The organism is uncultured Alsobacter sp. (assembly GCF_945952055.1).
Classification (GTDB): domain Bacteria; phylum Pseudomonadota; class Alphaproteobacteria; order Rhizobiales; family Beijerinckiaceae; genus Alsobacter.
Map to the genome: position 1 here is coordinate 25447 of NZ_CAMFHB010000045.1, position 26770 is coordinate 52216.

The window sequence follows — 26770 nt, forward strand, 5'->3', positions numbered from 1 at the left end:
GAGGGGCCCTGAGGATCAGTCCTCGCCGCCGTCGATCTGGCGGCCCATGATCGCGATCGACTGCTGGTAGACCGAGGCCGCGTTCCAGCCCTGGATGGCCACGAAGTTCGGCTGGCCGGGCTGGTAGCCGGCGCCCGGCTTCCAGCCGTGGCCCTTCAGGAAATTGGCCGTGGAAGCCAGCGCGTCGGCCATGGTGTCGAGGTCGATGCGCCCGTTGCCGTCCCCGTCCACCCCGTATTGCAGCACGTTCTTGGGCAGGAACTGGGTCTGGCCGACCTCGCCGTGCATGGCGCCGCGCGAGGCCACCGAGAGCGTCCCGGCGTCGATCAGGGTCAGCATCGCGCCGAGCTGGTCGGTGAAATACTCCGTCCGGCGGCAGTCATAGGCCAGCGTGGCCACGGCCGAGAGCGTGTTCTGCTTGCCGGTGAAGGCGCCGAAGCCGCTCTCCATGCCCCAGATGGCCAGGAGCGGCCCCGGGGGGACGCCGAAGCGCTTCTCCAGGCCGGCGAAGAACGCCGCCTGGCTCGCCTTGCGCTGGCGTCCCTGGGACACGATGGCCGCCGACCCGCGCTTCTTCATGAACTCGGAGAGCGACAGCTTGAAGCTCTTCTGTCCCCGGTCGGCACCGATGGTGGCATGCGAATAGGTGGTGCCCATGAGCGCTGCGATGGTCGCGGGCTTGTGGCCGGCACCACGAGCCTCCTCCGCCATCTGCCGCTTCCAGGTCTCGAACCCGCCCGACGAATTGCCGCACTCCGCCGCACGGGCCACGCCGCCCGCGGCGAGCAGGCAGGCGGCGGTCATCGTCAATCGCGCAAGTCTCATTCAGTAAATCCCTCGGTTGCAACCTGAGCCTAGCACGGGCGTTGCGGCAAAAGCACGACGTGCGAACGCGTGCACGGCCCGCAAGGTTGCCACGCCGAGACAGGCATGGACCGATCTTCACGCTTTGGCCTAACCTCGGGCGACGTCCATTCCAGGAGACCCCGCCGTGACCGCCCATTCCCTGCCCTCCGAGATCGGACGCATCCTTCCCGACCTCGTCGCCATTCGCCACGACATCCACGCGCATCCGGAAATGGGCCTCGAGGAGACGCGGACGGCGGCCCTCGTGGCGGCCAAGCTCAGGGAATGGGGCATCGAGGTCACCGAGGGCGTCGGCGGGACCGGCGTGGTGGGAACGCTGAAGGGCAGGCTCCCGGGCCGGCGGGCCATCGGCCTTCGCGCCGACATGGATGCCCTGGCGATCCCGGAGCAGACGAACCTTCCCTATGCCTCGAAGAACCCGGGCATCATGCACGCCTGCGGCCACGACGGGCACACGACCATGCTGCTGGGGGCCGCGCGCTACCTGGCCGAGCACCGCGACTTCGCCGGGACGGTCCAGCTCATCTTCCAGCCGGCCGAGGAAGGCCGCGGCGGTGCGCTGGCCATGCTCGCCGACGGGCTGTTCGACCGGTTCCCCTGCGACGCGGTCTACGGCATGCACAACCGGCCCGGCATGGCGCTCGGCCAGTTCGGGATCCGCAAGGGCCCGGCGATGGCCGGCGGCAGCAAGTTCTTCGTGACGTTCACCGGCACGGGCGGCCACGGCGGCTCGACCCCGCACCTGTCGACCGACCTCTCGGTCATCGTCGCCCACTACGTCCTGGGCCTCCAGACCATCGTCGGCCGCAACATCTCGGCCTTCGACCCGGCCGTCATCAGCGTCGGCCACATCGGCGGCGGCGACAAGGAAGCCTGCAACGTCATGCCCGCCTCGATGATGGTGGCCGGCACGACCCGTCACTACGACGACGCGGTGAAAGAGATCACCGAGCGGCGCATGCGCGAGCTGGCGAGCGGCCTGGCGGCGATGCACGGCGCCGGCATGACCTTCGAGATCGACTGGCTGGCGGAACCGCTGGTCAACCACGGCGAGGAGACGGACGCGGCGGTCGCCGCCGCCTCGGCCGTGGTGGGTGAAGCCGCCGTCGATGCCGACCTGCCGGCGACGGGCGGCGGCGAGGACTTCGCCTTCATGCTGCGCAAGAAGCCCGGCGCGTTCATCTTCATGGGCAACGGCACGGCGGAAGAAGGCGGCGACGTCGGCGTGCACAAGCCCGACTACGACTTCAACGACAAGGCCATACCCTACGGCGTGTCCTACTGGGTGCAGCTGGTCCGGCAGGAACTCAGCCTGCCGCCGGGCTGAGACGCCGGCGCGTCAGGGGCCGTACTGCATCCGGCGCTGCTGCTCGCCCATCAGGCAATTGGCCGCCGGCCTGCCCTGGGCCGGCACGATGCGCGGTTCGGGCCCGAGATCGGCGATCTCGCGCACGATCTTGTTGCGGGTGGCCTCGCCGATCTGGGTCTTGTCGCGGATCGGGATGGAGAAGGCGCCGGGGCCGCCGATGACGCAATCCTCGTAGTAGTGGTCGAGGTTTTCGACGTCCCCGAAGCCCGTCGGCTGCTTCACCATGAACGGCAGCCCGTTGATGACGATCCCCTGCGCGATGGCCTCGTCGCGGGCCAGCGTCACGATCCGGCCGGTGTTGTTCGGCCCGTCCCCCGAGACGTCGATGACCCGGCGCAGCGCCGTGACGTTGCTCTGCCGGAACAGCGCGACGCCGAAGTCGATGGCGCCCGAGATCGAGGTCGAGAAGATCCGGCCGATGGGCGCCTTGCCCAGCCGGTCGGCGAAGGCCCGCGAGCCGGACGCGTCGTCGATCACGGTCCAGGGCATCACCACCGCCTGCTGGCCCGGCCCCGACCATTCCATGTAGGTGACGGCGATGCGCCCCACCATGCCGTTGCGGATGGCGTTGTGCACGACCTCCGAGCGGAAGGCTTCGACATAGCCTTCGCGCTGGAGAACCTGCTCCTCATTGTCCATCGACCGGGAGACGTCGACGGCGAGCACCAGCGCGAGGTCCACCTCGAGCTCGTCGGCGCGGGAGGCCGCCGGGTGCAGCAGGGCCGCGATCAGGAACGCCAGTCCGCCAAGCGCACGACATCGGGTCATCGGGGGGCTCCGCTTCCGGTCAGCAAGTGTCGCACAGGCGAACCGGGAGGCAAGGCACCCCCGGATCACAGGCGGGAGAGGTCACCGTCGAGAGGCCCGGTGACGTCCAGCGATGCGCAAGGTGCCATTGACGCCCCCCGACGACCCATTCACGTTTCGATGATCGGAAGCGGCCATGACCGTTTCGCCACGGGAGACCATCACATGACCGACACGCTGGTCGCGCGGGTGCGTGGGCTGTCGTGCTGGCAGGGTCGGACCGTCGGCGTGTCCCCGCTCCAGGGCGGGCTCAGCAACGAAGCGTTCCGGGTCGAGGACGGGGCGGCGCACTACGTCGCGCGCCTGGGCGGCGACATCCCGGCGCACCACGTGTTTCGCGACAACGAATGGGCCGCCGCGCGCGCGGCCCATGCGGCAGGGCTGTCGCCGGAGCTCGTCCACAGTGAACCCGGCGTCTCGGTGTTCCGCTTCGTCGCCGGCCGCACCTGGACCGAGGAGGACATGCGCTCCGGCGTGGAGCGGATCGTTCCCCTGCTGCACCGCTGCCACCGCGAGGTCGGCCGGCGGATGACCGGGCCCGGCCGCATCTTCTGGGTGTTCCACATCCTGCGGGACTACGCGGCGATGCTTGAGGCCGCGCAGAGCCCCTTCGTGCCGGAGCTCGCCCGGTGGATGCCCGTCGTGGATCGCCTGGAAGCGCTGCAGGCGCCCCTGCCTATCGTGTTCGGCCACCACGACCTGCTGCCGGGAAACTTCATCGACGACGGCGACCGGCTGTGGCTGATCGACTGGGAGTACGGCGCCTTCGGGACCGCGATGTTCGACCTCGCCAACGTCGCCACCAACGCGGGCCTGGCGCCGGATGCGGAAGAGCGCCTGCTCGGCCTCTATTTCGAGCGCGAGCCGGACGAGGCCTTGCGCGTCGGCTTCGACGCCATGAAGGTTGCCAGCACGCTGCGCGAGGCGGTGTGGGCGCTCGTCTCCGGCATCCACCTGCGCAAGCCGGGCGTGGACTATGCCGGCTACGCGACCGACTATCTCGCACGCACCGAACGGGCCCTCGCGGCCTTCCAGGACAGGCACGGACCGCTGTGACGACCACCCTCCCTTCGCATGCGCAGGTCGTCGTCATCGGCGGCGGCATCATCGGCTGCTCGACGGCATACCATCTTGCCCGCGACCAGAAGGCGGACGTGCTGCTCATCGAGCGGCACAAGCTGACGTCGGGCTCCACCTGGCATGCCGCGGGGCTCGTGGGCCAGTTGCGCTCCTCGGCCTCGATCACCCAGGTGCTGCGCTACTCGGTCGATCTCTACCGCAGGCTCGAGGCGGAGACGGGGCTGGCGACGGGCTGGACGATGAGCGGCTGCCTGCGGCTCGCCACCAACCCGGAGCGCTGGACGGAGTACCGGCGGCTGGCGACCACGGCCCGCAGCTTCGGGCTCGAGATGCACCTGCTGTCCCCGTCCGAGGTCAAGGCGCTCTGGCCGCTGATGGAGACGTCGGATCTCGTCGGCGCGAGCTACCTGCCGAGCGATGGCCAGGCGAGCCCCTCCGACATCACGCAGTCGCTGGCCCGCGGCGCCCGGATGCACGGCGCCCGCATCGCCGAGGATGTGGCGGTCACCGGGTTCGAGATCGCCGACAACCGGGTCGTCGCCGTGAACACGACCGCGGGCCGCGTCGCCTGCGACCGGGTGGTGATCTGCGCCGGGCAGTGGTCGCGCCAGGTGGGCGCGCTGGCCGGCGTGAGCGTTCCGCTGCAGCCGGTGAAGCACCAGTACATCATCACCGAGAAGATCCCCGGCCTCGCGCCGGGCGTGCCCACGCTGCGCGATCCCGACCGCCTCACCTACTTCAAGGAGGAAGTCGGCGGCCTCGTGATGGGCGGCTACGAGCCCGACCCGATCCCCTGGACCCAGGGCGACGTGCCGGACGATTTCGCCTTCCGGCTCTTCGACGACGACTGGGGCCACTTCGAGCAGCACATGGCGCAGGCCATCGCCCGCGTCCCGGCGCTGGCGCAGGCCGGCGTCAAGCAGATGATCAACGGTCCGGAGAGCTTCACGCCGGACGGCAACTTCATCCTGGGGCGGGCCCCGGAGCGGGCCAACGTCTATGTCGGGGCCGGCTTCAACGCGTTCGGCATCGCCAGCGGCGGTGGCGCCGGATGGGTGCTGGCCCAGTGGGTGATGGCCGGCGAAGCGCCGATGGATCTCTGGGTGGTCGACATCCGCCGTTTCGCGGGGCTGCACAAGGACCGCGCCTGGCTGTGCGAGCGCACGCTGGAGGCCTACGCCAAGCACTACACCATCGTCTTTCCGCACGAGGAATACGAGAGCGCGCGGCCGCGGCTCGTCTCGCCGCTCTACGACCGGCTCAAGGCCCGTGGCGCCGTCTTCGGCTCCAAGCTGGGCTGGGAGCGCCCCAACTGGTTCGCGCCGCCGGGCGTTGCGGCCGAGGACGTCTACGCCATGGGCCGGCAGAACTGGTTCGCCCCCGTCGGCGAGGAGCACCGGGCCGTCCGCGAGCGGGCCGGACTGTTCGACCAGACGTCCTTCGCCAAGTTCGAACTGGTCGGCGCCGATGCGGCGCGGGCGCTGTCCGGTATCTGCGCCAACGACGTGACGCGGGCGACGGGCCGCCTCACCTACACGCAGATGCTCAACGCCCGCGGCGGGATCGAGTGCGACCTCACGGTCGCGCGCTTGGCCGAGGACCGCTTCTACATCGTCACCGGCACGGGTTTCCGCACCCATGACGCCGGCTGGATCGCCGACCACATCCCGCGCGGCTCGGAGGCGCTGCTCGTCGACGTCACCGAGGAGTTCGGCACGCTGTCGCTCATGGGCCCGCAGGCACGGGCGATCCTCGAGACGCTCACGCCGGCGGACGTCTCCAACGCGGCGTTCCCCTTCGGCGCGGTGCGCGAGATCGACATCGCCGGCATCCGCGTCAGGGCGCTGCGCGTCAGCTATGTCGGCGAACTGGGGTGGGAACTGCACGTGCCGATGCCGGGACTGGCTACCGTGTTCGACGCGCTGATGGCTGCCGGCGAGCCGCTCGGACTGGTCCCCACGGGCTACCGGGCGATGGAGTCGCTGCGCCTGGAGAAGGGCTACCGCGCCTGGGGCGCCGACATCACGCCCAACGACACGCCCTACGAGGCCGGGCTCGGCTTCGCCGTGCGGCTCGACACCGGCCGGGACTTCATCGGCCGCGCCGCGCTGGAGCGCGCGCGGGGAATGCCCCTGCGCAAGCGCCTCGCGACCTTCGTGTGCGAGGATCCCGACGTCGTGCTTCTCGGGCGCGAGACGATCCTGCGCGACGGCGAGCCGGTGGGCTACCTGTCGAGCGGAGGCTACGGCTACACGGTCGGCCGGCCCATCGGGCTGGGCTATGTGCGCCGGGCCGACGGAGTCGACGATGCCTTCCTCGCCAGCGGCGCCTGGGATCTCGTGGTCGCGATGGAGCGCACGCCTTGCAGGGTCACGCTGGCCCCGCTGGTCGATCCGCGGGGCGATCGACTGAAGGCCTGACGACGGCCGCCGGAACGCCGGCGCCCCCGCCATCGCGCATCGGATTGAATTGCGTCGAATCCGGCAAGGTCTCCGTAAGCGTAAGGGCAAATCCCCTGCGCGAGTCCGCGGTCGCGGCAACGGTCTCGAAGGCCTTTCGAACGAGGCTCGCCACCGATCCGATGCGGATGGATGGCATGCTCTTCCAGGTCCTGGCTCGCAGCGCGCTGCGGGCCGCTCTTCTTTCGGCCGTCTTGGGGGCGGCCTCGCCCGTCCAAGCGGCGGCGATCGACTCGCGACGCCTCGACAACGGCGTGGTCCTCATCTTCATCTCGGGCGAGATGGTGCTGGGGGACGAGAAGACCTTCGCCAACGTCGCCTTGCCCCACGAGAACGCGATCGTCGTGTTCAAGAGCAATGGCGGCAACCTGAAGGCCGGGATCGAGATCGGCAAGGCCATCCGCATCAAGGGCTTCTCGACCTTCGTGTCCGACGGGGAAAGCTGCGCCTCCGCCTGCGCGCTGGCGTGGCTGGGCGGCCGCAACCGCGCCATGAGCGGCACGGCACGGGTCGGCTTCCATGCCGCCCACGTGCAGACCGGCGACGTGAAGGTGGCGACCTCCGTGGGCAACGCACTGGTGGGCGCCTATGTCGCCCAGCTCGGCCTGCCCGAGCGCGCCGTGGTCTACGTGACGAGCGCGGCTCCCGACGAGATCAAGTGGCTGACCTTCGCCGACGCCCAGAGCATCGGGATCGACGTGCGGCAGGTGAACCTGAACGACGGCCCCAGCCGATCGACGCCAGGGACAGCGTCGGCCCCGCCGTCGAGCCCGCCGACCCCGCCGCCCGGCTCGTGGGGCCAGTATGGCGACTGGATCCAGGTGTTCAGCCGGCCGACCATGCTGGAGGCGACGCAGATCGCGACCGAGGTCAAGCGCCGCTTCGACAACACCTACGTGTTTCGCTACGTCAATGGCTGGTATGCCGTCGTCATCGGGCCGTTCCCGCAGGGCTCGGGCGTCGCCCGCAAGGATGCGCTCGTGGCGACCGGCGCTATCCCCAACGACAGCCTGATCGCACGCACGGAACGCATGGCCGAGGTGGTCTATGGCGGCACTCCGTCGCCGGCGCCCTCCGTCGCATCCGCGGCGCCGGCCACGGGCTCCTCGGCGGAGCAGCGGGCCCGCGACTTCATGGCGACGTTGCAGGCACGCTGGTCGATGGACAACGGCACCGCGATGGCCACCCTGCAGGAAGCCTATGCGGAGGTCGTGACCTACTACGGCAAGCCGCTGGGCAAGCAGACCGTGCTGGACGAGAAGCGCGCCTTCGCGCAGCGCTGGCCCGAGAGGACCTACTCGGTGCGGCCCGGCACGGTGACGGCGAGTTGCTCGCCGGACGGACGGCTGTGCGACGTGAACGCCATCACGGACTGGCGCGCCGCGAGCGCCGCGCGCGGCACGATTTCGACCGGTGCCGCGACATACCAGCTGCAGCTGCGGCTGGAGGGCGGGCGGATCGCCATCGTCGGCGAGAGCGGCGCCATCCTGAACCGCGCGGCGGCGCGCTATTGAAGCGCGCATGAAAAAACCCTCCCCCGCGTCTCGCGGGGAAGGGCTGCGTCGAGCCTGCGACAGTCAGGCGGCCTTGGGCACCGGCACCGGAGCCACGTCGACCACGGGGGCCGGCAGAGGCTGCGGGTGGCCGTCGAGGGCCGCGTGCAGGCGGTCCATGTCGCACTCGCCTTCCCAGCGCGCCACGACCACGCAGGCCACGGCGTTGCCGATGAAGTTGGTGAGCGCGCGGCACTCGCTCATGAAGCGATCGATGCCGAGGATGAGGGCCATGCCGGCGACCGGCACGGTCGGGACCACCGAGAGCGTGGCGGCGAGCGTGACGAAGCCGGAGCCGGTGACGCCGGCGGCGCCCTTGGAGCTCAGCATGGCGACGAGCAGCAGCAGCACCTGGTCGCCCAGCGACAGCGGCGTGTCCGTGGCCTGCGCGATGAACAGCGCGGCCATGGTCATGTAGATGTTCGTGCCGTCGAGGTTGAAGGAGTAGCCGGTGGGCACCACCAGGCCGACGACCGGCTTGGAGCAGCCGGCACGCTCCATTTTCTGCAGGAGCGAAGGCAGCGCCGACTCCGAGGAGGACGTGCCCAGCACCAGCAGCAGCTCTTCCTTGATGTAGCGGATGAGCTTGACCACCGAGAAGCCGTTGTAGCGGGCGACGAGGCCGAGCACGCCCAGCACGAAGATCGCCGAGGTCAGGTAGAAGGAGCCGACCAGGAAGAAGAGGTTCTTGATCGAGCCGATACCGTACTTGCCGATGGTGAAGGCCATCGCACCGAAGGCGCCGATGGGGGCGACCTTCATGATGATGTTGACGACGCCGAAGATGGCCTCGGCGGCGATCTTGATGAAGTCGAGGACCGGCTTGCCGTGGTCGCCCATGAAGGCGAGGCCGAAGCCGAACAGCACCGAGAAGAACAGCACCTGCAGGATCTCGCCGGAGGCGAAGGCGCCCACGACCGTGTCCGGGATGATGTTCATCAGGAAGCCGGTGACCGACTGGTCGTGCGCCTTGGCGGCGTAGGTCGCGACCGACTTCATGTCGAGCGACTTGGGATCGATGTGAAGGCCCGAGCCCGGATGCAGCACGTTGGCGACGATGAGGCCGACGACCAGGGCCAGCGTCGAGAACACCAGGAAGTAGCCGAGCGCCTTGGCGCCCACGCGGCCGACCTTCTCGAGGTTGGTCATGCCGGCGATGCCGCTGACCACGGTGAGGAAGATCACCGGCGCGATGATCATCTTCACGAGCTTGATGAAGGCGTCGCCCAGCGGCTTCATCTGCTCGCCGAGCTGCGGATAGAAGTGGCCCAGAAGGATGCCGCAAGCGACGGCAAACAGCACCTGGACGTAGAGCACCTTGTAGAGCGGCTTGCGGGGCGCTGGGGCGGCGCCGGCGATGGCAGTGGCCATTGATCGTCCTCCTCAGTCGGCGGGCCTTGGCGGGGACGTTACGGTTTGACCGTTCGTGCCACGTGTCGGCCGGATCGCCGGGGTTTCCTCTACCGCCCGCAGAGCCGGACGGTGCTTTTCCGTCCGCAACGGACGTGCCAGAACCGGCGCGGCGAATTCGCCAGTCGTTTCAATGGCCCTGGCGCCGGCGCACGACGCCGCCCGGCGGAAATCGTGACTCCGTCCGCCGGGGCCGTGCGGAAATCCGCACCCGCCCGGCGCTTGGCCCCGGAGCCGCGGCGCGCCTATGCTTGCGGCCATGACAGCCGTCACCAACAGCCCGGCGCCTCCCGTGGCCGCGCCCGCGACGCCCAGCGTCGAGGCGCAGCGCGGTGGGCCGTGGCGCGGCTGGGTCGCCCTGATCGTGCTCACGGCCGCGGTGCTGCTCGCCGCGACCGTCTCGGCCGGCCGGCTCGCACGGCGCGTGGCGCTGGACGACCTGCGCAGGACGGCGGACACCGCCACGACCCTTCACGTGGCGGCGCTGCGCAGCGAGATCGAGAAGCAGAGGGCCCTGCCGGCCGTCCTCGCGCGCGACCCGGACCTGGCGCAGGTTCTGCGCGGCGGCGGATCGCCTGGAGCCCGCGAGCGCTTCGACGCCAAGCTCGAGGACCTCGCCCGCCTGAGCCGTGCCGCGGTGATCTACGCCATGGACACAGCGGGGCTGACCGTCGTCGCCAGCAACTGGCGCGAGAGCACCAGCTTCGTCGGGCAGAACTACGCTTTCCGGCCCTATTTCCGCGATGCCATCACCAGCGGTGGCTACGAGCAGTTCGCGCTCGGCACGGTCAGCAACCGGCCCGGCCTCTATCTCTCGCGCACCGTGCTCGACGACCGGGGGATCGCGGGCGTGGTGGTGGTGAAGCTGGAGTTCGAGACGATCGAGGAAGACTGGGCGCGGGGCAGCGGCCGGACCTACGTGACCGACCGGGACGGCGTGGTCGTGGTCACGGACTGGCCGGCCTGGCGCTTCCGCACCGTCGGGCCGCTCGACGCCGATGCGCGCCGGCGCGTCCAGGCCGAGTTCAGGGTCACCGACAAGGATCTCGAGCCCCTCCCGCTCAGGCCCTGGCCGGCCGGCGAGGACGACGACGTGCTGCTGGTGGCGGGCGGCGGCACCGACGGGCCGGCGCTTCACGTGGCCGACATCGTCCCGGGAACGACCTGGACCCTGCACATGCTGGCCCCGGTGGAGCCGATGCTGAACCGGGCCGAATGGCAGGCCCGCCTCACCGCCGGGCTCGGCACGCTGATCGCCGCCATCGGCGCCGGCCTCTGGCTGGCCGCGCGCAACCGCCAGCAGCAGCGGGCCCGGCGGCAGGAGGCCGTCCGGCAGGACCTCGAGGACAGGGTCACTGAGCGAACCAGCGCGCTGCGGACGGCCAACAGCCGCCTGGAGAGCGAGATCGAGGAGCGGCGGCGCACCGAGGCGGCGCTCAGGCAGCTCGGCGACGAACTGGTCCAGGCCAACAAGCTCGCCACCATGGGGCAGATCGCCGCCAGCGTGGCGCACGAGGTGAACCAGCCCCTCGCCGCGATCCGGACCTATGCCGACAACGCCGCCATCCTGATCGACCGCGGGCGGACGGGCGACGCGCGCGAGAACCTCTCCACGATCGCCACCCTCACCGAACGCATCGGCGTCATCACCCAGGAGCTGAGGGGCTTCGCGCGGCGGGCGTCCGGCGTGGTCGAGCCGGTGTCCCTGCGCCAGGCGATCGAGGGTTCCCTGCTGCTGCTGGAGCACCGCGTGCGGCGGCAGGGCGTCGACCTGGACGTCGCGCTTCCGGCGGGCCCCCTGCCCGTGCAGGGCGAACTCGTGCGGGTCGAGCAGGTCCTCGTGAACCTGCTGCAGAACGCGCTCGATGCGCTGGAGGGCCGGCCCGACGGCGCCATCAGGATCGAGGTGCGCACGCAGGGCGGCGAGACGATCCTGGCCGTCGTCGACAACGGGCCGGGGCTGCCGGACGCGCGGGAGGCGGACGTCTTCGCCCCCTTCGTCACGACCAAGGCTTCGGGCCTGGGCCTGGGCCTCGCCATCAGCCGCGACATCCTGCGGGAGTTCGGCGCCGGCATCGTGGCGGGACGGGCCGATGGCGGCGGCGCCAGTTTCGTGGTGACGTTCCGCGGGGCCGAGGCAGGAGCAACGTCATGACCGGCGGCATCGTGGCCTTCGTGGACGACGAGGACGAGATCCGCAGGGCCAATGCCCAGAGCCTCGAGCTGGCCGGCTTCACCGTGGAGCCGTTCGCCTCCGCGCAGGAGGCCCTGAAGAGGCTCGGACGCGATTTTCCCGGCGTCGTGGTGACCGACGTGCGCATGCCCGTCATCTCGGGGCTGGAACTGTTCCGCACGCTGCGCCGCGCCGACGGGGACCTCCCCGTCATTCTCATCACCGGGCATGGCGACATCGCCATGGCCGTGGAGGCCATGCGCGAGGGCGCGTACGATTTCCTCGCCAAGCCCTATGCCGCCGACAGGCTGATCGCCTCGGTGGGGCGGGCGCTGGAGAAGCGCCGGCTCGTCCTGGAGAACCGTCGCCTGGCGGCCGCTCTCGAAGCCGCGCGCGAGGGCGACGTGACGCTGATCGGCGACACGCCCGCCGTGAGCAGCCTGCGCAAGACCATCCGCGACATCGCCGACACGGCCGTCGACGTCCTCGTCGAGGGTGAGACGGGGACCGGCAAGGAGGTCGTCGCGACCGCGCTGCATCGCTGGAGCGGCCGGCGCGACCGCCCGTTCGTGGCGCTCAACTGCGGAGCCTTGCCCGAGAGCGTCATCGAGAGCGAACTCTTCGGCCACGAGGCCGGCGCCTTCACGGGCGCCCAGAAACGCCGCGTGGGGCGCATCGAGCATTCGAGCGGCGGGACGCTCTTTCTCGACGAGATCGAGAGCATGCCGCTCGGCCTGCAGGTCAAGCTGCTCCGCGTCCTGCAGGAGCGCGAGGTGGAGCCGCTGGGCACGAACGAGCGGCGGCCCGTCGACCTTCGGATCGTGGCGGCGACGAAGGTCGATCTCGCGCAGGCGAGCGCCCGCGGCGCGTTCCGGCCGGACCTCTACTACCGGCTCAACGTCGTGACCCTGAAGCTCCCGGCCCTGCGCGAGCGCCGCGCCGACGTGCCGCTGTTGTTCGAGCATTTCCTCGACCGGGCCGCCGAGCGCTTCCGGCGGCCCCGGCCGGAGGTGTCGCCAGGCTGGCGCGCGGACCTCGCGGCCCGAGAGTGGCCCGGAAACGTCCGGGAGCTCGCCCACCTGGCCGAGCGGGTCGCGCTGGGCCTCGACGGGGTCGGCGTCTCCGGAGACGAACCGGCGGGGTCTCCCGAGGGGTCGCTGGCGGCGCGCGTCGACGCCTTCGAGGCCGGCCTCCTGCGCGACGCGCTCGCGCGCCACAAGGGCGACGTTCGTGCCGTCGGCGAGGATCTGGGTGTCGCGCGCAAGACGCTCTACGACAAGCTCGCGCGCCACGGGATCGAGGCGGCGGGGTTCCGGCGGGGATGAGGACCGTGCGGATCAGCAAGCCCTCCCACGGTCCTCATCCTGAGAGCTTGTGAATCAATGTTCGGCGCCGCTTTGCATCCAACTCCTCCAGTGCGCGACCACCCCTCCGCCGTCCTGCCCGGGCTCGGCCCGGGCATCCACGACTTTGCCGGGGCCATTCTCAAGTCGTGGATGGCCGGGCCAAGCCCGGCCAGGACGCGGAGAGGGAAGTGTCAGCTGGACTGCCGAAAGATTCACACGCTCTTGGCAGGCCGCGCAGCGGCCGTTTCGCAGGCTGCTCAGGATGAGGAGCGCGGGGGCCAGGACGACGACAGCGATTGAATACCTTGCGGAGTGAGAAGCATCCCATGTCCATCGTCCGAAGCGGTGACGCCTTTCCTGCCTGGTGCCAGCTCCAGAGCTTCGAGATCGTCGATCTGGCCCCCGAGGAAACCCTTGATCGCACGCGCCGACATCGGCGCGAGCGCATCCTCGTCACGGCCGGCGTGCTGCAGATCGCGCATGCGGCGGGGTCGCTGTCGCTGCGCGAGGGGCAGTTTTTCGACGTGGCGGACCCGGGGCCCTATTCGCTGCGGAGCCGCTCCGCGCCGTCCCAGTTCATCCGCATGAGCGGGCGTTGGGGCGACGAGGTCGCGGGCTGCGGCGTGTTCAGGATCGCGGACGAGGCCGACCCGACCGACACGGGCGATCCGGTGGCCTATGCCAAGACCACCCGGATGGATTCGCACTACCACGACTACGACGAGTACTGGTTCCTGCTCGAGGGCCGGGCCACCGTGGTGGTGGGTGGGCGCTTCCTCGATATGCGGCCGGGCGACGCGGTGACGATCGGCATGGGGCACCACCATGACCTGGCGCATGCGCCCGAACCGGTGAAGGCCGCCTTCTTCGAGACGACGCTGGAGCGCGGCAAGCGGATGGGGCACCTGTGGGAGCACACCCATGGGCGGGCGGAGCCGGATCCGGAGCGGGTTTGACCGGACCGGCCCACCTTCGCGTTTCGCCGGGCTATCGGACCTGCCCCGGGAAAGACCTCTCCCTCCCAGCCGTCATGGCCGGGCCTGGCCCGGCCACCCACGACTTCCGCTTGGCCCGGCGAAGTCGTGGATGCCCGGGCCAAGCCCGGGCAGGACGGGGAAAAGGTGTGAAAGAGGAAGGCTGAGCCTCAGCGCGCCCCGACCGCGGCCCTGACGGCCGCTTCGGCGGCGGTGAGGAAGCGGGCGCTGGGGCCGCCCGGGCCGACGCTCATGCGGCTGACGCGGGCGCCTTCGATGAGCAGGTGCAGCGTGTCGGCGAGGAGTTCGGGCTCGGCGGCGCCGGCGGCGCGGCAGACTGAGGCGAGCTTGTCGCGCTGGGCGGTCTTGAAGGCCTCGATCACGGCGCGGGCGGGGTGATCGTCCTCGTGCAGTTCGACGGCCGTGTTGGCCAGATCGCAGCCCTGGGCCTCGCGGGCGAGGAATTCGGCGGCGAGGCGGCACCAACCCAGGAGCTGGCCCAGAGGGTCGCCGGGGGCGGCGGCTTCGAGGTCGGCCCATTTGCGTTCGGCCTTGTCGGCCTGGTGGCGAAGGCACTCGGCGATCAGTTCGTCTTTGGAGCCGAAGTGGCGGTAGAGCGTCATCTTGTTGGTGCCGGCCGCCTCGGCGATGGCGTCGACGCCGATACCGCGAATGCCGTGCCGGCGGAACAGGCTGGTCGCCGTCTCCACGATCCGCTCGCGCGGACGGGCTTTCCCGCAAATGTCGATCACCAGGGTCTCCTTCAACCGGCGGGACACTTGCCCCCTTGACATGGGTGTGACCGGTCGGTAACTCTTGGCCTTGTTACTGACAGGTAACACCCACCTTCTAGACCGTCAAGACACGGGAAAACACCAAGCGGGCAGCACCGGTTGCCCGCCCGGTCCGATTCTTGCCGGAGGGAGACATGCCCATGCGCCGCGACGATCTCACGCTCGACGAAGCCCTCTCCGATCCGCTCATTCGCGCCGTGATGCGCGCCGATGGCGCCGACCCGGCTGCGCTGCGCCGCGCCTGGAGCCCTCTTGCCTCGAAGCTGAAGTCAGCTACAAACACGCCCTCTCTGACGGCACTTCTGTCGGATTGCGCTCGCCTCTCACGTCTTGCAGCAGACGTCGGATTGGCGGGGTCCCCCCGCGGAAGATAGCCATGGTCAACTTTTTCATCAGCCGACCCGTCTTTGCCTCCGCCATCGCCATCATCATGGTGCTGGCGGGAGGCATTTGCTACTTCCTGCTGCCGGTCGCCCAGTTCCCCGACATCACGCCGCCCCAGGTGGTGGTGAGCGCCCGCTATCCGGGCGCCAGCGCGCAGGTCGTCGCCGATACGGTGACGACGCCGCTGGAGCAGGCCATCAACGGCGTCGAGGGCATGACCTACATGTCCTCGTCGAGCTCCAACGACGGCAGCGCCAACATCACGGTCACGTTCAACGTAGGCTATCCGCTCGCGACCGCGGCCGTGGACGTGCAGAACCGCGTGTCCCAGGCCTCGTCGTCGCTGCCCGCGATCGTCAACCAGTCCGGCGTGACCATCAAGAAGCAGAACCCCAACTTCGTTCTGATCGTCAGCCTGACCTCGCCGGACGGGTCGGTCGACCCGGTGACGCTGAGCAACTACGCCTTCCTGCAGATCGTCGATCCGCTGAAGCGCCTGGCGGGCGTCGGCGACGTCCAGATCTTCGGCGAGCGGCGCTACTCGATGCGCATCTGGCTCGATCCGGACAAGCTCGCCAAGCTCGGCGTGACCGCGGTCGACGTGCAGAACGCCATCGCCGAGCAGAACGTGCAGGTGGCCGCGGGCAAGATCGGCCAGGCGCCCGCCCCGGCCGGAACGCCTTTCGAGCTGCAGGTCAACGCCATGGGGCGCCTGACCGATCCCGCCCAGTTCGGCGAGATCGCCATCCGCGCCAACGCGACCACCGGCGCCGTGCTGCGCCTGAAGGACGTCGCCCGCATCGAGCTGGGCGCGCTGCAATATGCCTCGTCCGGCTATTTCGGAAAGGATCCGACGGTCGTCCTCGGCGTCTTCCAGATGCCGGGCTCGAACGCGCTGCAGTTGCAGGCCGCCGTCAAGGCGAAGATGGACGAGCTTTCGACGCGCTTCCCCAAGGGCATCGCCTACGCGATGCACTACGACACGACGCGCTTCGTCTCCGCCGCCATGAAGGACGTGCTGGTCACGCTGGGCGAGGCCCTCGTGCTCGTCGTGGCGGTGGTGTTCATCTTCCTGCAGAGCTGGCGCACGACCATCATCCCGACCATCGCCATCCCGGTGTCGCTCGTCGCCACGCTGGTGGTGATGCACCTGCTCGGCTTCTCGCTCAACATGCTGAGCCTGCTCGGCATGGTGCTGGCCATCGGCCTCGTCGTGGACGACGCCATCGTGGTGGTCGAGAACGTGGAGCGACAGCTCGAGGCCGGCCTCAAGCCCCTCGAGGCGACGCGCGTCGCCATGAAGGAGGTGACGGGGCCGATCATCGCGACGACCGCCGTGCTGATGGCCGTGTTCATCCCGGTCGCCTTCATCCCGGGCGTGGCCGGCCGGCTCTACAACCAGTTCGCCCTGACGGTGGCGATCTCGGTCGGCATCTCGGCCTTCAACTCGCTGACGCTGAGCCCGGCGCTGAGCGCCGCGTTCCTGCGCCATCGCGGCCCGCCGCGCTTCCCGCCGTTCCGCTGGTTCAACAGCGCCTTCGACTCGATGTCGCACGGCTATGCACGGGCCGTGGGCGGCCTCGTGCGGTGGCGCTGGGCGCTGATCGTCCTGTTCCTCGCGGGGACGGGGGCGACGGCGGCGCTGTGGCAGCGCATTCCATCGACCTTCCTGCCGGTGGAGGACCAGGGCTACTTCTTCGTGGTGGTGCAGCTGCCGGATGGGGCCTCGCTGGAGCGCACCGATGCGGTCGCCGCGCAGGTCCGCGACGTCCTGCAGGCGCAGCCGGGCATCCAGATCGTCGGCTCGATCAGCGGCCTCAACTTCCTCACCAACGCCGCGCAGTCCAACTCCGCGGTGGAGTTCGCGATCCTGAAGCCGTGGGACGAACGCGGTCCCGAGCTGCAGGCGTCGAACATCGTGAACGCGGTGCGGATGAAGCTCCTGATGATCCCGGACGCGCTGGTGCTCGCCTTCGATCCGCCGTCGATTCCCGGGCTCGGGGCCACCGGCGGCTTCGAGTTCCAGGTGCAGGACCTCAGTGGTCGCGGCGCCGCCGCGCTCAACGAGGTCACGCAGGCGCTGATCGCCGAGGCCCGCAAGCAACCGGAGATCAACGGCCGGCAGCTCTTCAGCACCTTCTCCACGTCGACGCCGCAGTTCTCCTACGACCTCGACCGCAACAAGGCGAAGATGCTGGGTCTCAATCTGCCGGACGTGTTCAACACGCTGCAGATCTATCTCGGCTCGCTGTACGTGAACGACTTCAACCTGTTCGGGCGCACCTTCCGGGTGACCCTGCAGGCTGAGCAGCAGGCGCGCGCCTCGGCCGACGACCTGTCGCGGCTCTACGTGCGGAACAATGGCGGCGGGATGGTGCCGCTCGACACGCTGGGGACGCTCGTGCCCACCGTCGGGCCGGAAACCGTGCCGCACTACAACAACAACACCTCCGCCAAGATCAACGGCGCGGCGGCCCCGGGATACTCCTCGGGCCAGGCCGTCGCGGCGATGGAACGCGCCGCCAAGACCCTGCCGCCGGACTATGGCTACGAGTGGACCGGCATCACCTTCGAGGAGCTCAAGGCGGGCTCGATCGCCACGGTCGTCTTCGTACTCGCCATCGTGTTCGTGTTCCTGATCCTGGCGGCGCAGTACGAGAGCTGGTCCATGCCCTTCATGGTGCTGCTCGCCGTGCCGCTCGCCTTGTTCGGGGCGCTGCTGGCCCTCCAGATCCGGGGCCTGCAGATCGACGTCTACTCGCAGATCGGCTTCGTGATGCTGATCGGCCTGTCGGCCAAGAACGCCATCCTGATCGTCGAGTTCGCGCGGCGCCGCCGCGAGGACGGGCTCGGCATCGTCGAGGCGGCCATGGAGGCGGCGCGCCTGCGCCTGCGTCCCATCCTGATGACGGCCTTCGCCTTCATCCTCGGCGTCGTGCCGCTGATGGTGGCCAAGGGCGCGGGTGCCGCGAGCCGGCAGTCGATCGGCACCACCGTGTTCGGCGGCATGCTCGCCGCCACGCTGCTGACCCTCATCTTCGTGCCCGTCTTCTACGCGACCATCGAGTTCCTGCGCGAGCGCAAGGGCGGCCGCGCGGACGAAGGACATCTCCCCCACGCGCCGGATCGGGGCCCCCTGCCCCATCCGGCCGAATGATCCGGAGCCACACCATGCGTTTGTGGAAAACCTCTGTCGCGCTTCTCGTCCTCGTCGGGGCCGGCGTCGTCGTCGCCCCGCGCGTCGACGACCTGAAGCGCTGGTACGGCGAGATGGCCGGCGCGTCCACGCCGCCCCAGCAGGCCGCGCCGCCCGCCATGCCGCCGATGCCGGTGCCCGTGGTCGCCGCGGTGCGCAAGTCGCTGCCGGTGCTGCTGGAGTATCCGGCCCGCACCGAGGCCGTGGCCCGCACGGCGCTGCAGTCCAAGGTCTCGGGCTATCTGGTCGAGCAGGTGGTGCCGGAAGGCGCCGACGTGAAGGCGGGCGACCTGCTCTACCGCCTCGACCCGCGCGACTACGACCTCGCCATCGAGCAGGCACGGGCGCAGCTCGACCGCAACGTGGCATCGCTGGACTATCTCAAGTCCAGCCTCGACCGCGGCACGGACCTCGCCAAGAGCGGCTACCTGTCGAAGGACACGTTCGACCAGCGCTCGAGCGCGGTGCGGCAGGCCGAGTCCGCTCTCGCCATCGATCGCACGGCGATCAAGGTGGCGGAGCTGAACCGGTCCTACACCGAGATCCGCGCGCCCTTCGCGGGGCGGCTCGGCAAGAACCAGGCCTCGCTCGGCACCCTCGTGGGCGCCGGCTCGACGGTGCTGAACACCCTCGTCCAGATCGCGCCGGTCTACGTGACCTTCGGCCCCAGCGAGCCCGACCTCGTGCGGGTCCGCAAGGCGATGTCGGAGGGCAAGGTGGAGGCCGAGGTGGTCGTCCCCGGCGAAGCGTCGCGCAAGGGCGAGCTGTCCTTCCTCGACAACGCGCTGGACGCCAACACCGGCACCATCCTGGCCCGCGCCACCCTTGCGAATGCCGACGGCGGACTGCTTCCCGGCCAGTACGTGCGCATCCGCCTCCTGCTCGGCCAGGAGCCCGACATGCTGATGGTGCCGCAGGCGGCACTCGGCTCCAGCCAGTTCGGCAAGTACCTCTACGTCGTCGGCCAGGGCAACAAGGTCGAGATGCGCCCGGTCACGGTCGGCCGCACGGACGGCGAGCTGGTGTCGGTGGTCGCAGGCCTGAAGGACAGCGACCAGGTCATCACGGGCAACCTGCAGAAGATCGGCCCCGGCGCACCGGTGTCGCCGATGCCGGCCAAGGTGGCGTCAACGCGATAGCCTTCGTCTGTCCCTTCAGCCTCCCTCTCCCTCATCCTGAGCCGGCCGCAAAGCGGCCGAGTCGAAGGACGCAGACTGCCTGCGGCTGCACCCTGGTGCGTCCTTCGACTCACGGCCCGGCGGGCCGTGGCTCAGGATGAGGGGCTTGGGGGCTGGATGGTTGGGTGGCTCACCGCGTCGGCCCCAGCCACACCGCCACGAGCGCCGACAGCGCGACCAGGGCCAGGAAGCCGTTCACGAACACGAGGATGGGCGTCGGCATGTGCCGCACGTCGGAGGGGGGCGAACTGCGGTCCGGGAAGAGCTGGCGCCAGATGCCGGCGAGGAAGCAGAACGCGCTGAACAGCACCAGCACGGTCCCGGTCGATCGCACCAGCCACAGGGGGATGACCCCCTCCAACAGCTTCTGCGCGCCCAGCCCGCTCGCCAAGGCGCCGAGCCCGGTGCGCACCCAAGCGGCATAGGTCCGCTCGGCGGCGAGCACCGTCCTGTCCATTGCGAGCTGCGTCGTGCGGTCGGCACTCGACATCGTCGAGCGCGCCGCAGCGGCGGCATGGCCGGCCGCGGCCTGCGTGGCCTTGGCCGTCTCCTTGACGGTTCTGGAGGTGGAGTCGTCCTGCGCCATGGGCAGTGAACGCGCGGCGCAGGCAAAAGTGGCTGGAGACGCCCCGGGCGTTTGCCGACTAACCCTGGCCCCAGTGCCGCGCGGCGAGCCATGCCGCCTTGGCGGGAAGGCGCAGGTGCATCGCCTGGGTCACCGTCGCGGGGTCATAGGCCTGTTCGGCATCCAGCATGTTGACGGTGCCGACGACCTTGCCGCCGATCTCGATGGGCAGGTTGACCACCGAACCGCAGCCCAGCGAGCCGATGAGCTCGTGGTCGGGGAAGACCTTGGCGATGTCGGCGAGCGTGTTGGCGACGAAGGGTTCCTTGCGCTTGTGCACCTGGTCGAACCAGTCGCCGTACCGGAAGGGCTTGGTTCCGGAGACGGGATAGGCGACCGGGTCGCTGGTGAAAACGCGGCCGGCGACCTCGCGGACGTTGTCGATCTGCATGACCGTGAACAGCTTCGCCGGGACGGTCGCGCGTCCGAGCGCGCACAGCGCCGTCCAGACCTCGGGCGGCGTGGTCGCCCTGGCGAGGGCGGCATCGAAGGTATCGAGGGCGGCTTGCGGCAGGGTCATGGGGATTCTCGTCTCTTGCGGAGTGGTCAACGGGCGTGAGGCTGGCTGAGGCGGCGCAGCTCGCGGGAATAGGGGTCACGGAACGTGTCGTCGCGCAGCTGCTCGACCGTCGCCGTCTCGACCACGCGGCCCTGCCGCATGACCGCGAGGCGGTCGGCCAGGAAGCTCACCACGGGCAGCGAATGGGTCACGAGCACATAGGTCAGGCCCTGCTCGCGTCGCAGGCGCTTCAGCAGGTTCAGGATCTCGGCCTGCACGGACACGTCGAGCGCCGAGGTGGGCTCGTCGAGGAGCAGCAGGCGCGGCTCCAGCACCAGGGCACGGGCGATGGCCACGCGCTGGCGCTGGCCCCCGGAGAGCTGGTGCGGGAAGCGGAACCGGAAGCGCGGGTCGAGGCCCACCGCCTCCAGGGCCTGGACGATGCGCCGGTCCGTGTCGCCGATGCCGTGGATGGCGAAGGGCTCGGCGAGGATGGCATCGATGGTCTTGCGCGGATGCAGCGAGCCGTAGGGGTCCTGGAACACCATCTGGCAGCGCCGCGCGAAGGACGCCTCGATGCGCCGCGTGCGCGGCTCGCCGAAGGCGACGATCTCGCCGGTCCAGTCGCGGGCGAGCCCGGCCACGGCGCGCAGCACCGTCGACTTGCCCGAGCCGCTCTCACCGACGAGCGCGAAGCTCTCGCCCTCCGCGACGTCGAAGCTCACGTCGTGCGTGACGGTGGTCTCGCCGTAGGACACCGACAAGCCGCGGATCGACAGCGCGCTCATGCGGGCGCCCCCGCGCGGCGGTCCATGACCGGGAGTTCGTCGCGCACCTCGTCGAGGCGCGGCACCGCGGCGAGCAGGCCGCGCGTGTAGGGATGGGTTGCCTCGGAGAGCCGGCCCGCCGCGCACTCCTCGACGATCTCGCCGCGGTTCATGACGAGGATGCGGTCGCAGTAGCCGGCGACGAGGTCGAGGTCGTGGCTGATGAAGATGAGCCCCATGCCGTGGCTGCGCACGAGATCGTCGATGATGTCGAGCACCTGCGCCTGCACGGAGACGTCGAGGGCGGAGGTCGGCTCGTCGGCGATGAGCACCGCCGGGCGCGGGATCAGCATCATCGCGATCATCACGCGCTGGCCCATGCCGCCGGACACCTCGTGCGGATAGAGCTTCGCCACCCGCACGGGATCGTCGATGCGCACGGCCTCGAGCATCTCCAGCACGGGGCGGCGCACGTCGCGGCGGCCGATCCGCTCGTGCGTCTCGAGCGCCTCGGAGATCTGCTCGCCGACGGTCATCACCGGGTTCAGCGAGTATTTCGGGTCCTGCATCACCATGGCGATGCCGGCACCGCGCACGGCGCGCATCGCGCTCTCGTCGAGACTACGCAGGTCCTTGCCCTGGAAGTCCATCCGGTCCGCCGTGACGCGTCCCGGCGGGCGGATGAGGCGCAGGATGGCGCGCCCGGTCATGGACTTGCCCGAGCCGCTCTCGCCGACGATGCCGAGGCGTTCGCGGCCCAGCCCGAAGGTGAGGCCCTTCACGACCTCGACGCGCCCGCCCTGCAGCGTGGGGAAGCTGACCCGCAGGTTGCGGATCTCCAGGAGCGTGTCGCTCATCACCCCTCCTTGCGACGCGGGTCGAGCGCGTCGCGCAGGCCGTCGCCGAGCAGGCAGAAGCCCAGGCTGACGATGACGATGGCGAAGCCCGGCATGGTGGCGACCCACCACTGGTCGAGGATGAAGCTGCGTCCGCGCGAGATCATCGCGCCCCATTCGGGCACGGGCGGCTGGGCGCCCAGGCCGATGAAGCCCAGGCCCGCGGCCGTGAGGATGATGCCGGCCATGTCGAGCGTGACGCGGATGATCATCGAGGACACGCAGAGCGGCAGGATGTTGGACACGATCACCCGCCACGCGGACGCGCCCTGCAGTTCCACCGCCGCAACGAATTCCGAGCGGCGCACGACCAGCGCCTCGGCCCGCGCGATGCGGGCGTAGCCGGGCCACGACGTGATGGCGATGGCGATGATCGCGTTCTCGATGCCCGGACCCAGCGCCGCGACGAAAGCGAGCGCGAGGATGAGCTTGGGCATCGACAGGAAGATGTCGGTGAGCCCCATCAGGGCCCGGTCGATCCAGCCGCCGGCATAGGCCGCCACGGCGCCGATCACCATGCCGAGCGGAGCCGCGATGGCCGCCACCAGCAGCACGATGGTGAGCGTGATGCGCGACCCGTAGACGACGCGCGACCAGATGTCCCGGCCGAGTTCGTCGGTGCCCATCCAGTGCGCGGCCGAAGGTGGCTTCAGCCGCTCCGAGAGCGATTGCGCGATGGGATCGTGCGTGGCGATGAGGGGCGCGAAGGCCGCCGTGAGCACCAGCGTCAGAACGATGACGGCGCCGACCACCGCCAGCGGATTGGCCAGGATGGCGAGCGTCAGCCGGTAAAGGCGGCCGAGCCGCGCCTGCATGCGCGATGTCGGCGTCTCGTCGAGGAGCCAGGCGATCGTCCCGCTCATCGCGCCCTCGGGTCCAGGATGCGATAGAGCACGTCGGAGGCCTTGTTGATGACGATGAAGACCGCGCCGATGACCAGCGTGCCGGCGAGCACGGCGTTCATGTCGGCGTTGAGGAGCGCCGTCGTGATGTAGTTGCCGAGCCCGGGCCAGGAGAAGATCGTCTCGATCATCACGGAGCCTTCGAGGAGGCCGGCATAGGACAGGCCGATGACGGTGATCAGCGGGATGCGGATCGGCCGGAAGGCATGCTTCCAGATGACCTTCCACTCCGGCACGCCCTTCACCCGCGCGGTCACGATGAACTCCTGCCCGAGCTGGTCGAGCATGAGGGAGCGCGTCATGCGGGCGATGTAGGCGAGGCTGAAGAAACCGAGCACGGCGCAGGGCAGCGCGAGGTGCCAGAGCGCGTTGCGGGCGATCGCCGGTTCGCCGGCGAGCAGCGCGTCGATGAGCAGGATGCCGGTGACGGGATCGACCATGCCGTCATAGGCGATGTCGAGGCGGCCCGGGCCGCCCACCCAGCGCAGGCGCGCGTAGAAGACCGCGAGGCCGACGAGACCGAGCCAGAAAGCCGGGACGGCGTATCCCATCAGGCCCAGCACGCGGATGACCTGGTCGATCCACGAGCCCTGGCGGGCGGCGGCCCACACGCCCATCGGGACGCCGAGCAGCACGCCCACGACGATGCCGATCGAGGCCATCTCGAAGGTCGCCGGGAACACGCGCACGATGTCGTCGACGACGCGATTGCCGGTGGAGAGCGACATGCCGAAATCGCCGCGAAACACCGCGACGCAGTAGCGGTAGAACTGTTCGTAGAGCGGCCGGTCGAGGCCCATGGCGAGACGGGTCGCCTCGTAGACGTCCTTGGGCGCGCGGTCGCCCACGGCAGCCGCCACCGGGTCGATCGGGATGACGCGGCCGATGAAGAAGGTGATGGCCATCAGGCCCAGCACCGTGAGGAAGACGGAGATCCCGACGGCCCCCAGGTTCTGCGCGAGCCGGACGATCCTCCGCCCCGCCGTGCCCTGCCGGCGCGACACGCCCGGCACCGGGGCGATGGAGGCTTCGACGGACATGCGTGCCTCCCGGGTCGGCATCAAAAAACTGCTTGGACGGTACAAAAATTTTTGCTTCTATCAAGAAAATTTTGGTGGCCCGTCTCCGCGCATGAAGCCTCACGCATGACCGCTTCCCACGCCGTTGCGCCGGACCGCTCCGGCCACCCCAGGGTCGGTCCCCTCATCCGGGCCCGGCGCCGCCAGGTCGGCATGACCTTGCAGGCGCTCTGCGATGCCGCCGGAATCTCGGTGGGCTACCTCAGCCAGGTCGAGCGCGACCTCGCGACCCCCTCCCTCGGGACGCTGGCCCAGATCGCCCAGTCGCTCGACGTCGGCATCGATTATTTCATCGCGACGCCCTCGCTGGAAGACGGAATCACGCGTGACGGCGAACGCGAGCGCTTCCAGGTCGACGGCTCATCCTGCGTCTACGAGCGCATCGCCGCGGACTTCGCCGGCAACACGCTCTCCTCCTTCGTCATGACCGTGCCGCCGGGCTTCGTCTCGGAGACGGTCTCGCACGAGGGCGAGGAGATCATCTACGTGCTCGAAGGCTCGCTGACGCAGAGCCTCGACGGGCACCGGTCGGTGCTCAACGCCGGCGACAGCATGCATTTCCGTGGCAACCGTCCGCACGCCTGGGCGAACCACACGAAGAAGCCCGTGCGGCTGCTCTGGACCGGAACGCTCGCGATGTTCCGGCCACGCGCCGTGCGCCCGATCCAACCATCGCCGCAAACGGCAAGACCCGCTAAACCTCGGAGGGAGAAGAAGTCATGAAGCTGTTCTCGTTGGCCGGCCTCGCCGGCGCCCTGCTGATATCCGTCGCGCCCGCCGCCGTGCTCGCCGCCACGCCCGCCGACACGCTCGTCATCGCCCAGAACATCGACGACATCGTCTCGATCGACCCGGCCGAGGCCTACGAGTTCTCGTCGGGCGAGTACGTGACGCAGACCTATGACCGGCTCGTCCAGTACGACGCCGACGACGTGCAGAAGCTGGCGGGCGGCCTCGCCGCCTCGTGGGTCGCCGACGACGCCGCCAAGACCATCACCTTCACGCTGCGCGACGGCGTGAAGTTCGCGTCCGGCAACCCGCTCACCGCCGCCGACGTGATCTACTCGTTCAAGCGTGTCGTGGCGCTGAACAAGGCCCCGGCCTTCATCCTGACCCAGCTCGGCTGGAACAAGGACAATGTCGAGCAGATGGTCACCGGCTCCGGCAACACGGTGACGATCAAGTACACGGGCAACTTCGCCTCGGGCTTCGTGCTCAACGTGCTGGCCGCCCGGCCCGGCTCGGTCGTCGACTCCGTCGTCGTGAAGGCCAACGAAGCGAACGGCGACTTCGGCAACGCCTACCTCAAGGGCAAGTCGGCCGGTTCGGGCCCGTTCACGCTGCGCGCCTATCGCAAGGGCGAGATCCTGAGCCTCGCGGCGAACCCGACCTACTTCAAGGGCGCGCCGCCGATGAAGAACGTCGTCATCCGCCACGTGGCGGAGGCCGCGACACAGCAGCTGCTGCTGGAGACCGGCGACGTCGACATGGCCAAGAACCTGACGCCCGACCAGATCAACGGGCTGCAGACGAAGGGCGGCTTCAAGCTGGAGAACTATCCCCAGGCCGCCGTCCACTTCATCTCGTTCAACCAGAAGACGCCGGAACTCACCAACCCGGCGGTGTGGGAGGCGGCGCGCTATCTCGTGAACTACGAGGGCATGACCTCGAGCTTCCTGAAGGGCCAGATGCGGACCCACCAGGCCTTCTGGCCGTCGGGCTTCCCGGGCGCGCTGGAGGACAAGCCGTATTCCTACAACCCGGCCAAGGCCAAGCAGATCCTCGCCGACGCGAAGGTGCCGCTGCCGATCAAGGTCACGCTTGAGGTCATCAACTCCGCGCCCTTCACCGACATGGCCCAGTCGATCCAGGCGAGCTTCGCCGACGCCGGCATCCAGTTCGAAATCGTCCCCGGCACCGGCGCGCAGGTGATCACCAAGTACCGCGCCCGCACCCACAAGGCGGCCCTGTTGTTCTGGGGGCCGGACTTCATGGACCCGCATTCCAACGCCAAGGCCTTCGCCTACAACGAGGACAATTCGGACGACAAGTACCAGTCGACCACCACGTGGCGTAACTCCTGGATGCCGCCGAAGGAGCTCAGCGAGGGCACCAAGGCCGCGCTCGCGGAAGCCGACCCGGCCAAGCGCAACGCGATCTACCTCGACCTGCAGAAGAAGGTGCAGGCCGTGTCGCCGATCGTGGTGATGTTCCAGGCGACCTCGCGCGTGGCCATGGCGCCGGCGGTGTCGGGCTACGTCAACGGCGCGACGTCCGACTTCGTGTTCTATCGTCTCGTGAAGAAGAACTGAGCCGGCTCCAGAGGCAACGTCCAGGGAGCTGCTCCCACCTCTCCACGTCATGGCCGGGCTTGGTGTACAGACCGGAGACATGGTGAACACTCGTTCGGGG

Annotated in this window: 21 protein-coding genes; 11 read left to right on the plus strand and 10 right to left on the minus strand. The window is 69.5% G+C overall.

The features are described from left to right. Positions 1–15 precede the first annotated feature (15 nt). Entirely contained in the window at positions 16–804 is a 789-nt protein-coding gene (locus Q0Q47_RS24760) for a lytic transglycosylase domain-containing protein (RefSeq protein ID WP_293866418.1), read from the minus strand. A gap of 187 nt (positions 805–991) precedes the next feature. Here Q0Q47_RS24760 and Q0Q47_RS24765 point away from each other — a divergent pair, with 187 nt between their 5' ends. Further along, on the plus strand, positions 992–2194 hold the full coding sequence (locus tag Q0Q47_RS24765) for an amidohydrolase (protein WP_293866421.1): 1203 nt from the start codon (positions 992–994) through the stop codon (positions 2192–2194). Positions 2195–2206: 12 nt separating this feature from the next. Here the strand turns inward: Q0Q47_RS24765 and Q0Q47_RS24770 are convergent, their stop codons facing one another. After that, a complete protein-coding gene (locus tag Q0Q47_RS24770) occupies positions 2207–3004 on the minus strand; it encodes a DUF1194 domain-containing protein (RefSeq protein ID WP_293866424.1) in 798 nt (265 codons plus the stop codon). A gap of 204 nt (positions 3005–3208) precedes the next feature. On the opposite strand from Q0Q47_RS24770, the gene Q0Q47_RS24775 reads away from it, so the two are divergent. The 3 genes from Q0Q47_RS24775 (at position 3209) to Q0Q47_RS24785 (ending at position 8096) form a co-directional block, all read left to right on the plus strand. Then, positions 3209–4099 (plus strand): choline/ethanolamine kinase family protein, encoded by an 891-nt coding sequence (locus Q0Q47_RS24775; RefSeq protein ID WP_293866427.1) that lies wholly within the window; start codon positions 3209–3211, stop codon positions 4097–4099. Beyond that, positions 4096–6543, plus strand: coding sequence for an FAD-dependent oxidoreductase (locus Q0Q47_RS24780; RefSeq protein ID WP_293866430.1), 2448 nt, complete (start codon positions 4096–4098; stop codon positions 6541–6543). Before Q0Q47_RS24775 ends, Q0Q47_RS24780 begins: the two co-directional genes overlap by 4 nt. 176 nt (positions 6544–6719) lie before the next feature. Then, positions 6720–8096: a hypothetical protein gene (locus Q0Q47_RS24785; protein ID WP_293866433.1), complete on the plus strand. Its 1377-nt coding sequence runs from the start codon at positions 6720–6722 to the stop codon at positions 8094–8096. Between the two features lie 63 nt (positions 8097–8159). Here Q0Q47_RS24785 and Q0Q47_RS24790 read toward each other — a convergent pair whose 3' ends face one another. Beyond that, the gene (locus tag Q0Q47_RS24790) at positions 8160–9506 is read right to left on the minus strand and encodes a dicarboxylate/amino acid:cation symporter (protein ID WP_293866436.1); all 1347 of its coding nucleotides are present in this window, start codon (positions 9504–9506) and stop codon (positions 8160–8162) included. Between the two features lie 298 nt (positions 9507–9804). Between Q0Q47_RS24790 and Q0Q47_RS24795 the strand changes: the two genes are divergently transcribed. The 3 genes from Q0Q47_RS24795 (at position 9805) to Q0Q47_RS24805 (ending at position 14020) form a co-directional block, all read left to right on the plus strand. Next, a complete protein-coding gene (locus Q0Q47_RS24795; protein ID WP_293866439.1) occupies positions 9805–11700 on the plus strand; it encodes an ATP-binding protein in 1896 nt (631 codons plus the stop codon). After that, the gene (locus Q0Q47_RS24800) at positions 11697–13043 is read left to right on the plus strand and encodes a sigma-54 dependent transcriptional regulator (protein ID WP_293866442.1); all 1347 of its coding nucleotides are present in this window, start codon (positions 11697–11699) and stop codon (positions 13041–13043) included. Before Q0Q47_RS24795 ends, Q0Q47_RS24800 begins: the two co-directional genes overlap by 4 nt. 347 nt (positions 13044–13390) lie before the next feature. Further along, entirely contained in the window at positions 13391–14020 is a 630-nt protein-coding gene (locus Q0Q47_RS24805) for a cupin domain-containing protein (protein WP_293866445.1), read from the plus strand. A 188-nt stretch (positions 14021–14208) separates the two neighbouring features. Here the strand turns inward: Q0Q47_RS24805 and Q0Q47_RS24810 are convergent, their stop codons facing one another. Further along, on the minus strand, positions 14209–14790 hold the full coding sequence (locus tag Q0Q47_RS24810) for a TetR/AcrR family transcriptional regulator (protein ID WP_293866448.1): 582 nt from the start codon (positions 14788–14790) through the stop codon (positions 14209–14211). Between the two features lie 418 nt (positions 14791–15208). Between Q0Q47_RS24810 and Q0Q47_RS24815 the strand changes: the two genes are divergently transcribed. Then, positions 15209–18373: an efflux RND transporter permease subunit gene (locus Q0Q47_RS24815; protein WP_293866451.1), complete on the plus strand. Its 3165-nt coding sequence runs from the start codon at positions 15209–15211 to the stop codon at positions 18371–18373. A 14-nt stretch (positions 18374–18387) separates the two neighbouring features. Beyond that, positions 18388–19551, plus strand: coding sequence for an efflux RND transporter periplasmic adaptor subunit (locus tag Q0Q47_RS24820; protein WP_293866453.1), 1164 nt, complete (start codon positions 18388–18390; stop codon positions 19549–19551). A gap of 169 nt (positions 19552–19720) precedes the next feature. Here the strand turns inward: Q0Q47_RS24820 and Q0Q47_RS24825 are convergent, their stop codons facing one another. The 6 genes from Q0Q47_RS24825 to Q0Q47_RS24850 are packed head-to-tail and all read right to left on the minus strand — an operon-like array spanning position 19721 to position 24319. Continuing rightward, positions 19721–20176 (minus strand): DUF202 domain-containing protein, encoded by a 456-nt coding sequence (locus Q0Q47_RS24825; RefSeq protein ID WP_293866455.1) that lies wholly within the window; start codon positions 20174–20176, stop codon positions 19721–19723. A 58-nt stretch (positions 20177–20234) separates the two neighbouring features. Next, positions 20235–20735, minus strand: coding sequence for a GAF domain-containing protein (locus Q0Q47_RS24830; protein WP_293866458.1), 501 nt, complete (start codon positions 20733–20735; stop codon positions 20235–20237). Positions 20736–20761: 26 nt separating this feature from the next. Further along, complete coding sequence (locus tag Q0Q47_RS24835; RefSeq protein ID WP_293866460.1) at positions 20762–21502, minus strand: ABC transporter ATP-binding protein; 741 nt, start codon at positions 21500–21502, stop codon at positions 20762–20764. Next, positions 21499–22338: an ABC transporter ATP-binding protein gene (locus tag Q0Q47_RS24840; protein ID WP_293866463.1), complete on the minus strand. Its 840-nt coding sequence runs from the start codon at positions 22336–22338 to the stop codon at positions 21499–21501. Before Q0Q47_RS24840 ends, Q0Q47_RS24835 begins: the two co-directional genes overlap by 4 nt. Then, a complete protein-coding gene (locus Q0Q47_RS24845; RefSeq protein WP_293866466.1) occupies positions 22338–23240 on the minus strand; it encodes an ABC transporter permease in 903 nt (300 codons plus the stop codon). Before Q0Q47_RS24845 ends, Q0Q47_RS24840 begins: the two co-directional genes overlap by 1 nt. After that, positions 23237–24319, minus strand: a complete 1083-nt coding sequence (locus Q0Q47_RS24850; RefSeq protein ID WP_293866469.1) for an ABC transporter permease — start codon at positions 24317–24319, stop codon at positions 23237–23239. Before Q0Q47_RS24850 ends, Q0Q47_RS24845 begins: the two co-directional genes overlap by 4 nt. Before the next feature lie 105 nt (positions 24320–24424). Between Q0Q47_RS24850 and Q0Q47_RS24855 the strand changes: the two genes are divergently transcribed. Continuing rightward, on the plus strand, positions 24425–25081 hold the full coding sequence (locus Q0Q47_RS24855) for a cupin domain-containing protein (RefSeq protein ID WP_293866472.1): 657 nt from the start codon (positions 24425–24427) through the stop codon (positions 25079–25081). Beyond that, on the plus strand, positions 25078–26670 hold the full coding sequence (locus Q0Q47_RS24860; protein ID WP_293866475.1) for an ABC transporter substrate-binding protein: 1593 nt from the start codon (positions 25078–25080) through the stop codon (positions 26668–26670). The genes Q0Q47_RS24855 and Q0Q47_RS24860 overlap by 4 nt, the downstream gene beginning before the upstream one ends. Positions 26671–26770 lie beyond the last annotated feature (100 nt).